Source organism: Pseudoalteromonas galatheae (genome assembly GCF_005886105.2).
In the GTDB taxonomy this organism is placed as follows: Bacteria; Pseudomonadota; Gammaproteobacteria; order Enterobacterales; family Alteromonadaceae; genus Pseudoalteromonas; species Pseudoalteromonas galatheae.
This window is the reverse complement of sequence record NZ_PNCO02000001.1, coordinates 3,806,194-3,817,500: the sequence shown is the minus strand read 5'-3', so window position 1 is coordinate 3,817,500 and position 11,307 is coordinate 3,806,194. Positions and strand designations below refer to the sequence as shown.

General features: G+C 44.7%; 14 protein-coding genes (1 of these 14 only partly in view). 6 read left to right on the top strand and 8 right to left on the bottom strand.

Annotated features, from left to right (window positions below; all coding sequences use genetic code 11):
- Positions 1–114, top strand: the final stretch of a protein-coding gene (locus CWC29_RS16950; RefSeq protein ID WP_128727141.1) for a gamma carbonic anhydrase family protein. It extends 432 nt beyond the left edge of the window; only the last 114 of its 546 coding nucleotides appear in the window; the start codon falls outside the window, past its left edge; it ends in the stop codon at positions 112–114.
- Here CWC29_RS16950 and CWC29_RS16945 read toward each other — a convergent pair.
- Both CWC29_RS16945 and aroE read right to left on the bottom strand, forming a co-directional pair.
- On the bottom strand, positions 100–333 hold the full coding sequence (locus CWC29_RS16945) for a DUF1488 family protein (protein ID WP_128727142.1): 234 nt from the start codon (positions 331–333) through the stop codon (positions 100–102). The two genes, CWC29_RS16950 and CWC29_RS16945, sit on opposite strands and share 15 nt — an antisense overlap.
- Positions 330–1,148: a shikimate dehydrogenase gene (gene aroE, locus CWC29_RS16940; RefSeq protein WP_128727143.1), complete on the bottom strand. Its 819-nt coding sequence runs from the start codon at positions 1,146–1,148 to the stop codon at positions 330–332. The genes CWC29_RS16945 and aroE overlap by 4 nt, the downstream gene beginning before the upstream one ends.
- A 29-nt stretch (positions 1,149–1,177) precedes the next feature.
- Here aroE and CWC29_RS16935 point away from each other — a divergent pair, with 29 nt between their 5' ends.
- Together CWC29_RS16935 and CWC29_RS16930 are read left to right on the top strand one after the other, a co-directional pair.
- Positions 1,178–1,627 carry a group II truncated hemoglobin gene (locus CWC29_RS16935; RefSeq protein WP_010379482.1) on the top strand — a complete coding sequence of 150 codons (450 nt, stop codon included), beginning with the start codon at positions 1,178–1,180 and terminating at the stop codon, positions 1,625–1,627.
- 105 nt (positions 1,628–1,732) lie between these two features.
- Positions 1,733–3,340 (top strand): methyl-accepting chemotaxis protein, encoded by a 1,608-nt coding sequence (locus CWC29_RS16930; RefSeq protein WP_128727144.1) that lies wholly within the window; start codon positions 1,733–1,735, stop codon positions 3,338–3,340.
- A 48-nt stretch (positions 3,341–3,388) separates the two neighbouring features.
- Here CWC29_RS16930 and hemF read toward each other — a convergent pair whose 3' ends face one another.
- The 6 genes from hemF to CWC29_RS16900 form a co-directional block, all read right to left on the bottom strand.
- Positions 3,389–4,300, bottom strand: a complete 912-nt coding sequence (hemF, locus tag CWC29_RS16925) for an oxygen-dependent coproporphyrinogen oxidase (RefSeq protein ID WP_128727145.1) — start codon at positions 4,298–4,300, stop codon at positions 3,389–3,391.
- A gap of 8 nt (positions 4,301–4,308) precedes the next feature.
- Positions 4,309–4,887 carry an L-threonylcarbamoyladenylate synthase gene (locus tag CWC29_RS16920; RefSeq protein ID WP_138522647.1) on the bottom strand — a complete coding sequence of 193 codons (579 nt, stop codon included), beginning with the start codon at positions 4,885–4,887 and terminating at the stop codon, positions 4,309–4,311.
- On the bottom strand, positions 4,884–5,450 hold the full coding sequence (locus tag CWC29_RS16915; protein WP_138522643.1) for a DNA topoisomerase family protein: 567 nt from the start codon (positions 5,448–5,450) through the stop codon (positions 4,884–4,886). Before CWC29_RS16915 ends, CWC29_RS16920 begins: the two co-directional genes overlap by 4 nt.
- 199 nt (positions 5,451–5,649) lie before the next feature.
- Positions 5,650–6,123 (bottom strand): DUF494 family protein, encoded by a 474-nt coding sequence (locus CWC29_RS16910; RefSeq protein WP_010376797.1) that lies wholly within the window; start codon positions 6,121–6,123, stop codon positions 5,650–5,652.
- A gap of 4 nt (positions 6,124–6,127) precedes the next feature.
- Entirely contained in the window at positions 6,128–7,210 is a 1,083-nt protein-coding gene (gene dprA, locus CWC29_RS16905) for a DNA-processing protein DprA (protein WP_128727147.1), read from the bottom strand.
- Between the two features lie 47 nt (positions 7,211–7,257).
- The gene (locus tag CWC29_RS16900) at positions 7,258–8,397 is read right to left on the bottom strand and encodes a LysM peptidoglycan-binding domain-containing protein (RefSeq protein WP_138522641.1); all 1,140 of its coding nucleotides are present in this window, start codon (positions 8,395–8,397) and stop codon (positions 7,258–7,260) included.
- A gap of 127 nt (positions 8,398–8,524) precedes the next feature.
- On the opposite strand from CWC29_RS16900, the gene def reads away from it, so the two are divergent.
- The 3 genes from def to rsmB are packed head-to-tail and all read left to right on the top strand — an operon-like array spanning position 8,525 to position 11,298.
- Complete coding sequence (def, locus tag CWC29_RS16895; protein ID WP_128727149.1) at positions 8,525–9,037, top strand: peptide deformylase; 513 nt, start codon at positions 8,525–8,527, stop codon at positions 9,035–9,037.
- A 33-nt stretch (positions 9,038–9,070) separates the two neighbouring features.
- Complete coding sequence (gene fmt, locus CWC29_RS16890) at positions 9,071–10,018, top strand: methionyl-tRNA formyltransferase (protein WP_138522639.1); 948 nt, start codon at positions 9,071–9,073, stop codon at positions 10,016–10,018.
- Complete coding sequence (gene rsmB / locus CWC29_RS16885; RefSeq protein WP_138522637.1) at positions 10,015–11,298, top strand: 16S rRNA (cytosine(967)-C(5))-methyltransferase RsmB; 1,284 nt, start codon at positions 10,015–10,017, stop codon at positions 11,296–11,298. Before fmt ends, rsmB begins: the two co-directional genes overlap by 4 nt.
- The last annotated feature ends 9 nt before the right edge of the window (positions 11,299–11,307 follow it).

The window sequence follows — 11,307 nt, the reverse complement described above, 5'->3', positions numbered from 1 at the left end:
GTCGGTAGTCCGGTAAAACAAGCCAGACCCCTCACCGAACAAGAGCTACAATTTTTAAAAGTGTCCGCCCAAAATTACGTGGAACTGAAAAATGAATATTTAGAGGAAAGCTAAGCTTATCTCTCCCGCCTCATTAAATGAGTCATCCTCTATTAATTGCTCAGCCTGCATTTCATAATCGAATTGGTGCTGAGCAAAGTGCGCTATTGCGGCTTCCTGCTCAAGCTCGGTTGCAATTTTACAGCGGATCAGCTGACCACTGGCCATCGCCGTAAACGTTAATTCTCCCTGTTGATAACTGATGTCATCATTAAACAGTATTGCCTGGTTCATATTTCCCCTCTAATAAGCCTAAATGTTTCGGACGTATCAGGCCTCACCCCTCGCCATTGGTAAAACGCTTCTGCGGCCTGCTCAACTAACATACCTATGCCATCTATCAATTGCGTTTGTTGATTGTGTTGCGCCACCCAGTCTAAGAAACTTGTTTGCTGGTCGCTGTAGAACATATCGTAGGCAACTAAGCAGGATGTAATAACAGTAGGGCTAACGTCTGGTACTTGCCCTGTGATGCTCGATGAGGTGGAGTTAATCACAATATCGAAACCGATGTCGGGGGTATTGTTTAAGCCACACCCTGTAACCTCTCCATACGAGGCAAATTGCTTTGCTAGTTGCAATGCCTTTGACTCAGTACGGTTGGTCACGACGATCCGTTTTGCTCCGGCCTGAAGGAGCGGATAGATACAGCCTTTGGCTGCACCACCTGCACCAATCAATAGTACGGTAGCCCCCTCAAGTTTAGTTTGGTGTTTCACGAGATCTCGTACAAGACCTGCACCATCAGTATTGTCGCCTGTAATACTGCCATCTTGCTGTTTGATTAGGGTATTGACGGCACCAGCGAGCCTAGCTCGTTCGGTGAGGGTATCTGCAAAGGCAAATGCCTGCTCTTTAAAAGGTAAAGTCACATTCGCACCACAACCACCTTGGGCAAAAAATGTCGATGCAGTTTGAATAAAGGCATCTTCTGGTGCCAAAATAGCCTCGTATTCTAATTGCTGCTGGCATTGCTGTGCGAATTGCGTATGGATTGCTGGCGATTTAGAATGTTTTATCGGATTACCGAATACCGCGTATTTGTCCATCGTTATAAGAGCGCCTTGAAAGAGTCATTATGAAGCAGTTAATTAAACGTATCTTTAATAAAGATGCAACCGTAGAACAAACAAATAGTGCCCCCACTCCAGAAAAAACACCTTATGAAATCATTGGTGGAGAACAAGGCGCCCGCGATCTTGCCAACCGCTTTTACGATATTATGGCAACTGATCCCTATGCAAAGCCGCTTTACGATATGCATCCACAACCATTAGACAGGATCAGACAGGTATTTTTTGAATTTCTTTCTGGTTGGTTAGGTGGCCCAGATCTTTTTGCAGAGAAATATGGCCACCCACGTTTAAGAATGCGCCATATGCCCTTTCCTATCGACCAAGATTTACGGGATCAATGGATGCACTGTATGAATAAAGCATTAGACTTAGAGGTAGGAAATCCATTATTAAGAGAAGGATTAAGGCAGTCCCTCGCTCAACTTGCGACACATATGATTAATCAAGAATAAAACTAAAGTATTAGTTGATTAAAATTACACGGCTATTTTGCGCTAGGTCAAACCCCGTTCTTGAGTAGAGATGCATAATTACTGTTCTAATTATGAACAGGTGCGATGCGTGTGAAATCTATTCAACATAAAATTTATGCGTTACTGGCAGTGACGGGTGTCCTCGTTTTGATTGCCAGTATCCTCAGTAGTAGCAGTCAACAAAAGACTCTTGCTGAAGAAACAGTTGAAAGTAACATTAGGTTACTAGCAGATAATTACTTTGACTCTATCAATACTATGATGCTGACAGGCACCATGGCAAACCGTGAAATTTTGAGTGACAAAATTCGTAATCACCCTAATATCGAAGATGCTCACATTATCCGCTCCGAGCAAGTTAATAAGCTTTACGGTCCTGGTAATGCAAATCAAGCACCTAACTCTGAAGCTGAGTTTGATGCATTGAATGGGAAAGAAACCTTAGTTATAGAACAGCGCGATGGTAGTCGTATCATGACTTACTTAAAGCCAATGATAGCCAAGGAGGACTATAAAGGAACCAACTGCTTGGGTTGTCATCAGGCACAGGAAGGAGATGTGCTCGGTGTTGTGCGGATCAGCTACTCTCTTGCTGGCATTGATAATACTGTACACAACAATACTTGGTTTAGTACAGCACTCCTCTCCGCCATTTTTATAACCACATTTGTGATTTTAGGCGTACTTTTTAGGAAACTATTTATTGTACGACTAAAAACACTAGGCCGAACCATGCGTCTCGCAACGACGAATAAGGACCTATCATTACGAATAGACGACCAAGTCGATGACGAGCTTGGACGCTTGGCGATTAACTTCAATAAAATGATGGATAGCTTTAAAGACAATATTGCGCAGTTATCCAACTCTTCGAAAATACTTATTCACTCAGCAGAATCTATATATGCTTCAGCGGAAACTACCGAGCTGGCCATTCAAGAGCAAAAACAAGGGACGGACTCTGTTGCAGCCGCAATTAATGAGCTTGAAAGCTCTTCAAGTGAAGTAAAAAATACCACCCACTTTGCATCAGAAAAGTCGGACAGCAGCAATCACCTCGCAGAGGAAAGCATGGCTGTTGCTAATCATACTGAGCAAAGTATCAACCAATTAGCACAAGATGTAAGGCAGGCTGCAGAACAAGTTTCTCAGCTTCAAGCACAAACTCTTGAAGTGGGTAAAGTACTCGAAGTGATCAGTAGTATCGCGGAGCAAACCAATCTCTTAGCGCTTAATGCAGCAATAGAAGCCGCACGCGCAGGGGAAGCAGGTAGAGGGTTTGCAGTTGTTGCCGACGAAGTCAGAACACTTGCTACACGTACCCACGACTCAACCGATGAAATCAAACGTACTATCGATAAGCTACAGTCCGAGGCACAGCAAACCGTGGCAGCAATGAGTGCTTCTTGCGAAGAAGCAGATGATCGTGCACAGCAGGTCAAGAAAGTAGCCCAAGCGCTTAAAGACATCTCGACGCAGATGCACGAAATTAATGCCTTAAACCTGCAAATTGCCGATGCCACTGAGCAACAAAACTTGGCCGCTGAAGAAATCAATCGTAGCGTAGTGGCGATTAGCGATAATGCTGAGCGCTCGTTAGTTGATGCCCATGGCTCTAAACAGATCAGTGAAGAGTTGCTCACCCTTGCACGCGATTTAGATGAGCAAGTACGCGGATTTAAATTAAACTAAGTGAACCGCTAAAAGCAAAAAAGGAGCCGAGGCTCCTTTTTAACTCTATTACATCGCCAGCCAATTCTTTGGGGTAAGATAATTATACAGCTCAGCTTCTTTCGACCCCGGTTCGGGCTGGAAGTCATACTCCCAGCGTGCCAATGGTGGCATCGACATTAAAATAGACTCGGTACGTCCACCCGTTTGTAGACCAAACAACGTACCTCTATCCCAGACCAGATTAAATTCAACGTAACGGCCTCGGCGATATAGCTGGAATTGACGCTCCTGTTCGCTATACGGCGTATCTTTGCGTTTTTCAATAATAGGCAGATAAGCATCAAGGAAGCCATTGCCTACAGCTTGCATAAACGCAAAGCTCTTCTCAAAGCCCCATTGGTTTAAGTCATCAAAGAATAACCCACCCACACCCCGAGTCTCATCTCGGTGCTTTAAATAGAAATATTCATCACACCACTTTTTGTAGTCACCGTATACTGCGTCACCAAATGGTGCGCACAAATCCTTTGCAACTTGGTGCCAGTGCTTCACATCCTCAAGAACTGGATAAAATGGGGTTAAATCAAAACCACCACCAAACCACCAAATCGGCTCTTCACCTTCTTTCTCAGCGATGAAAAAACGCACATTGGCGTGGCTAGTTGGAATATTGGGATTCTTCGGGTGGATCACTAAAGACACGCCACAGGCATGGAAACTTCTTCCTGCTAACTCTGGACGGTGCGCCGTCGCTGAGGCTGGCATAGAAGCGCCAAAAACATGTGAATAGTTTACCCCGCCTTGCTCAATAACATCGCCATTACGGATCACGCGAGTGCGACCGCCGCCACCTTCAGCACGTTCCCAAGCATCCTCAACAAACTGAGCGTTACCATCGGCAGCCTCTAAGCCTTGGCAGATATTATCTTGTAGTTGTAATAAAAAAGCTTTTACGGTATCTAGGTTTATTTTACTCATGGTACTTTTTATCCTCGGATCACTTGACCAGTCATTGCATTTTTAATGACGCTTGGGGTCGCATTACCGCCTAACTCACCTTCAACATAATAGCCGACTTGTGAGCCAAACTGGCGACGCGCTTCCAACAACGAAACAACCGGAGTTTGACCTGTTACATTGGCACTGGTAGATACAATCGGCTTACCAAAGCGTTGACACAACTGCTTTACAATTGGGTGGCTAGTAACACGAATAGCGATAGTGTCGTGCCCCCCTGTTAACCAATGCGGCGTACTGGCTTTCGCCGGCAATAACCAAGTAATGGCACCTGGCCATGATGAAAAAATATCAGCGCGCTTATCCATCGGGATTATATTGTCATCCACGTAGGGTAAACATTGACCATAATTGTCGGCGATTAAGATTAACCCTTTTTCTATGGGTCTAGATTTGATTGTTAGTAACTTAGTGACCGCATCTTGGTTATCAGGATCACAACCTAAACCATAAATGGCTTCCGTCGGATAACAGATCACTTCGCCGGCTTGAAGTGCTGACTCGGGCGTTTCTATTGCCACGGCATCCGCTTTATTGTCATTACTCACGGTATTTCCACTATCTTTTGACATGATTTCTGCGGGCATTGTAGCACAGCTTTACCCGCTCGGGTTTTCTCCACTAGCACGGGCCAATGACACTCAGGGCAAGCCTGCTCTACAGGCGTGGCGTTCAAGGTATACTTACAACTTGGATACGTGTCACAACTATAAAAGTGTTTACCAAACTTATTTTTACGCTGAATTAGATTACCTTTTTGACATTTTGGACACGCGGGTAAAGCCACCGAAGGTGGTGCATCTTCATGACCTATATAGTGGCAATCAGGATACCCCGTACAGCCGATAAACATGCCATAGCGGCCATTTTTTATCACTAGATCTTTGCCACATTCAGGACAAGCCACATCTTCTAGTACTTTAATTACATGACTATCATGATGTGCGAGTGGGCGAATATAAGCACAAGTAGGGTAGCTAGCGCAGCCAATAAATGGACCATTTTTACTGTTTTTGATTACCAGCTCAGAGCCACATTCTGGGCATACTTCATACTCTTTTTCTAATGCATGTTTGTCTGCATTAAATAATGCATGGTCTATTTTACTCATCGCTTTACCACCGCCCCCTTGTGCAAGTATGCGCCTAATATAATCGCCTTGTTTTTAGGGTCAAGGAAATGATGGAAATTCCCCCCTGCGAATACTTGATATCCGCATTTTTAACGAAGTAAGAAGCGTTATTTGAAAGGCGGTAAGTTGAAGTTTTGACCTCAACTTACCGAGAGAAACTTATCGTGCTAGAGCAGAGCTAATGAACTACAGATGCAGGCTCGGTAAAAATCAGATCTTCCATCTGCGCATAAGCATGCTCTTTACCCGGTACATTAAATAGCACCATTAGTATCACCCACTTTAAATCATCAAGGCTAATATAGGTTTTATCCAAGGCGAATAAGCGATCCATCACCATTTCTCTGGTGGTACTGTCAATCACTCCGACTTGTTCCACAAACATTAAAAAACCACGGCTCTCAACATCTAGCATATTGCATTCGCTATCGGTGTAAATCCGCGTTGCATGGTCCGGTTTAGCATTTAAATAGGGGTTTTCGTCACTGTGCTGTAAATCTGCAAGTTGCTCAAGCCAATCAAGCGCTTTGTATATTTCGCCTTGATTAAAGCCGGCGCGAAGGAGTTCATCGGTGAGTTCGTTTTGTTCGACAAAGATTTCTGCCTCACTGTGAATATAGTTCTCAAATAAATACATTAGAATATCAAACATCTTCTTAACCCCTCGCGAGTTTTATGTAGCCGTCGAGTACACGCTCTACTTTATCTTCGAGTTCTAGGTCCAATAGTCTGGCAATCACCTGCTCTACTGGCCACTGGGTCCTTTGCGTTAAAGTGTCTACAGTCGTCACCTCAAAGCCAAGGTTTTCTAATACAGGACATTGCTCCTCTTTTTGCTCCCCTATTTCTATACTATATAGACTGTTTTCACAAAAAAAGCTCACTTCTTCCAAAATATCCTCAATATTTTCGGTGAGTTTTGCTCCTTGCTTAATCAGGTAATGACAACCGCTACTTAATCGATTTTTAATTGAGCCTGGGATCGCAAACACTTCTTTGTTTTGCTCCAGTGCATAGCGTGCGGTAATCAGCGAGCCACTTTTTATTTCGGCTTCAACCAACAAAACACCCAAAGATAAACCCGAGATTATGCGATTACGCCGTGGAAAGTGATTACTATTTGCTTGAGTGTTTGGTAAGAACTCACTGACTACCAAGCCATGCTGTACGATGTCTTCATAAAGTCGTTGATGGCGTTTGGGGTAAACAACATCAACACCAGTCCCTAGCACAGCAATAGTTGCTCCTTGAACATCAAGTGCACCTTGGTGCGCTGCACCATCAACCCCTCTTGCCATACCCGACGTTACTACCAGTCCCGAGCGACTTAGGCCCTGTGCAAATTCATGTGCAAGCCCAAGGCCGGTTCTCGTTGAACTACGACTACCGACAACTGCAATTTGTGGTTGCTTTAATAACGCAATATTCCCTCTGCAAAATAGCACTAAGGGAGGGTTACAGATCTCTTTTAATTGCTCAGGGTATTCGGGAGAAAACAAAGATACAACATGAATTTGCTGACGTTGACAGTAAGTCAATATGTGCTCGATACGAGACCAATCTGTACACGCTAAGTTGGCTGCAACATTTTCTTGTAGCCCAAGCTTACAAAGCTCAACCTGACTTAATGCGAATAATTGCGCAAGGGGGACTTGATTAAGTAATGCGGTGATAGTTTTGATACCCAGCCCCTGGCATAGGGTTAATGCAAGAGCTTGAGCTTGTTCAGTTTGTTTCATACTCTCTCCTTGAGTTCACTGACTCACTCAAGGAGATATACTACCACCTAGTTACTGGCGGTTTCCTTGAATGCTTGTACATAATCACCTACGCGGATCGGCTCTGAAGTTTCTACAACCATTGCATAGCTCAAGTCTCCGTATACTTTAAAGACCATTACTTCACCGACTTTTTCCTTTGGCATATGCCATACCACACTATCGTCATCGTTTTCCTCACCAAACCAAGATCCCATTTCGGTGATCATCTTGTCGAGTCGAGATGCGTCTTCAATATAGCGCGGACCGTGTTGGCTTTCTATAACTGTAGGCGACTGCCTTATAATATCAAGGACATGCCCCTCTTTTAACTGAGCTTTACTGCCTACATCAAGCACTACAACACTCATGGTACTAAACTCTCTGAGTTTATTATCGCTAGCAATAATACGTCCCGAAGTTTGCTGCTTTGGCCGTGTTATTGAAAACTGTGCTGGATAGCTTTGTCCCGTGGAGATGGGAAGGACAATATCACCAGCTCTAACTTCTTGTTTGGCAACTTCTAACTGTAGCTTTGCCGGACGTCCTGCTGCTAGATCACCTTGCTCGACCACATGGCCTGACCCAACTAACACGGCTTCCAAGCCAAGCTGTTGTTGACTGTCTAAGGTACGATAGGTTTCACCACGACGATAAATAGCATAGTGCCCGCCTTTAACTAAATCACCTTTGATATAAAGAAGGTGACCTGGAGTCGCATTTTTAATATTACGATTAGCCCCCAGCACAATTGGGCTCTCAGAAAACTTAGATTCAGAAAGTGCTTGCTCGAACCGCAAAAAAGGTTCCATGATGGGTAGCGGCAAGGTCGGAATGGCAGCCGCTTTTTGGTTAACAATACGTGTATGTGGTGAAAGCTTCTTCACCCCTTTATCCAGCACCAATATTGGATTACCATTTTCATCGTAAAGTAACTTAAGACTGTCCCCAGGATAAATCAGATCTGGGTTTTGTATGTTCGGATTCCACTGCCACAACTGCTTCCACTTCCATGAAGAACGTAAGTACATTTTTGAAATATCCCACAAGGTATCGCCTTTTTTCACCACATAGCGCTGGGGTGCATCTGCTTTTACAGCCAAAGTGTCCGCTTTCACAGAGAAAACAGAGCAGCTAGCGAGTATTAATGCAGCAATCGAATATTTCATGATGGCTTCCTTGTGGTTATTTTTGGTTATTATCCACCAAAACCTGTTAAAGGGGAACTTGAATGGCTAAAATAAGACCATACACTAGCTTACAACAGCTTACACGATAAATTGATTTAGGGTAATCATGGCCATATTAGAAGTTTTAAAGTTTCCAGATGAGCGTTTACGCACTGTTGCACAGCCTGTAGCAGAGATTAATGACGAAGTACGTCAAATAGTTAAGGACATGCTGGAAACTATGTATGATGAAAATGGTATCGGTCTTGCGGCTACGCAAGTTGATATTCATCAGCGCATTGTTGTTATTGACGTTTCTGAAGAGCGCAACGAACCGCGCGTCTTAATCAACCCAGAAATAACTAAGCGTGATGGTTCTACGGTGAGCGAAGAGGGCTGCTTATCTGTACCATATTCATATGCAAAAGTTGATCGCGCTGAAACAGTCACAGTGAAGGCAACAAACGAACATGGTGAAACATATGAGTTAGATGCTGATGGTCTACTTGCCGTTTGTATTCAACACGAACTAGACCACTTAGTTGGCAAGCTATTTATCGATTATCTATCGCCACTAAAGCGTAATCGTATTCGTAAGAAGCTTGAAAAAGAAGCTAAGCTCGCTGCAAAGCAAGCTTAACCAATGTCTAACTAACTGACTTTAGGATATTTCGTGAGTAATCCTTTGCGTATCGTTTTCGCAGGCACGCCTGATTTTGCAGCGCGCCACCTTGACGCTCTTATACAATCACAACATGACGTCGTGGCAGTATACTGCCCGCCAGACCGCCCTGCAGGACGCGGGAAAAAACTTAAAGCATGTGAAGTAAAAGTACTAGCACAAGAGCATGATCTTCCTGTATTGCAGCCACAATCTCTCAAAACACCAGAAGCACAAGCAGAGCTTGCAGCGCTTGAAGCCGATGTCATGATTGTTGTTGCTTATGGTGTACTTCTCCCGAAAGCCATTTTAGATACGCCTCGGCTAGGTTGTCTAAATGTACATGGTTCGATCTTACCAAGATGGCGAGGAGCCGCTCCAATCCAACGCGCCGTTTGGGCTGGAGACAGTGAAACCGGTGTGACGATAATGCAAATGGACGAAGGTCTAGATACTGGCGATATGTTACATATTGCTCGCTGCCCTATAACCGCAACAGATACGAGTGCGGATTTATACAACAAACTTGCGCTGCTCGGCCCCGATGCGCTTATCGAGACACTAGCACGCTTGTCTGCTGGTGAGATCACACCAGAAAAGCAAGACGATACGCTAGCGAATTATGCTAAGAAGTTGAGCAAAGAAGAAGCCAATATTGACTGGCAAATGGAGGCTGCGCAAATTGAACGTAACATCCGCGCATTTAATCCATGGCCGGTTTGCTTTACCAATATGGCGGGTAACAGCGTCAAGATTTGGCAAGCCAAGGTAGTGGACGAACAAGGTGATGCAGGACACGTACTTCGCGCAGATAAGCACGGTATCGTTATTGCCTGTGGCACACAGGCATTAGAGATCCACACTCTGCAACCTCAAGGGAAAAAGCCGATGTCTGCACAAGACTTTTTAAATGGTCGGGCCGACTGGGTAGCAATTGGCGCTAAGGTTGGTGAAGCGTGAGTAATGTTCGCGCACTCGCTGCCCAAACCCTATTTCAAGTCGTCGATAAAGGCGCGTCGTTAAGTGCTCAATTACCACTTGCCACCAGCCAGTTAGACGGTAAAGACAGAGCTTTGCTACAGCAGATTTGCTATGGCGTATTGAGATATTTACCGTCTTTAGAGCATTACTGCCAACAACTGCTAGATCAGCCCTTAAAAGGTAAGCGACGTGTTTTCCAGTTTTTGTTGTATGTGGGTATTTACCAACTTCAGCATATGCGTGTCCCTGCTCACGCCGCGGTTGCCGAGACCGTAAACGCATTGACGCCTCTTAGAGCGCCCGGCATGAAAGGCTTGGTTAATGCGATTTTACGTAACTTCCAGCGCCATCAAGTCGAGCTAGAAACCAGTGCTACCGAGATCCCAGCTTGCTTATACAACCACCCTGGCTGGTTTATTAATCAACTAAAAGCAGCTTACCCAACGCAGTGGCAAGCTATTTTAGAAGCGAATCAACAGCAGGCACCAATGTGGCTACGTGTAAACCAATCGCAATTCTCTACTGTCGATTATGCAGCAATGTTAGATCAAGAAGGGATAGCCTATCAGCTTCATAATGAGTATCCAGACGGGATCTTGCTTGATAGCCCAATTGACGTTTATGCGCTTCCACAATTTGCCGCAGGTGCTTGCTCAGTGCAAGATGCAGCCGCCCAAAAAGCCGCAAGATTATTAGCACCACAATCAAGTGAAAATATTCTTGATGCTTGTGCCGCTCCTGGTGGTAAGACTTGCCATATTTTGGAGTTAGCAGACGCTAAAGTGACTGCAGTAGATGCTGATGGGGCGCGCTTACAGCGTGTGGAGCAAAACCTTGAACGGATCGGATTGTCGGCCAAATGTCTCGAGGGCGATGCAAGTGACCCCGAAGCATGGTGGGATGGCGAGCTATATGATCGTATCTTGTTGGATGTTCCTTGCTCTGCAACAGGTGTTATTAGACGACACCCTGATATCAAGTGGCTGAGACGAGCTTCAGATATTGATAACTTGGTGACGTTACAGGCACAAATTATTGATAAAATCTGGCCATTACTCAAGCCCGGTGGCACACTAGTTTATGCTACCTGTTCAGTACTGCCACAAGAGAACCAGCAACAGATCAGACGTTTTCTTTCAGTGACTCCTGATGCGGCCCTTGTTCCTTTACATGATGCAGACACACAAACACAACCAGGCTTGCAGCTATTACCCGGATTAAGTGATGGGTTTTACTACGCAAAGTTGACAAAACAATAATAGAAAATC

Coding starts and splice junctions, on each gene's coding strand:
- CWC29_RS16930 (WP_128727144.1), top strand. CDS start 1,733: ATGCGTGTGAAATCTATTCAACATAAAATTTATGCGTTACTGGCAGTG.
- CWC29_RS16900 (WP_138522641.1), bottom strand. CDS start 8,397: ATGAAATATTCGATTGCTGCATTAATACTCGCTAGCTGCTCTGTTTTC.
- def (WP_128727149.1), top strand. CDS start 8,525: ATGGCCATATTAGAAGTTTTAAAGTTTCCAGATGAGCGTTTACGCACT.
- hemF (WP_128727145.1), bottom strand. CDS start 4,300: ATGAGTAAAATAAACCTAGATACCGTAAAAGCTTTTTTATTACAACTA.
- CWC29_RS16915 (WP_138522643.1), bottom strand. CDS start 5,450: ATGAGTAAAATAGACCATGCATTATTTAATGCAGACAAACATGCATTA.
- aroE (WP_128727143.1), bottom strand. CDS start 1,148: ATGGACAAATACGCGGTATTCGGTAATCCGATAAAACATTCTAAATCG.
- CWC29_RS16935 (WP_010379482.1), top strand. CDS start 1,178: ATGAAGCAGTTAATTAAACGTATCTTTAATAAAGATGCAACCGTAGAA.
- CWC29_RS16945 (WP_128727142.1), bottom strand. CDS start 333: ATGAACCAGGCAATACTGTTTAATGATGACATCAGTTATCAACAGGGA.
- dprA (WP_128727147.1), bottom strand. CDS start 7,210: ATGAAACAAACTGAACAAGCTCAAGCTCTTGCATTAACCCTATGCCAG.
- CWC29_RS16910 (WP_010376797.1), bottom strand. CDS start 6,123: ATGTTTGATATTCTAATGTATTTATTTGAGAACTATATTCACAGTGAG.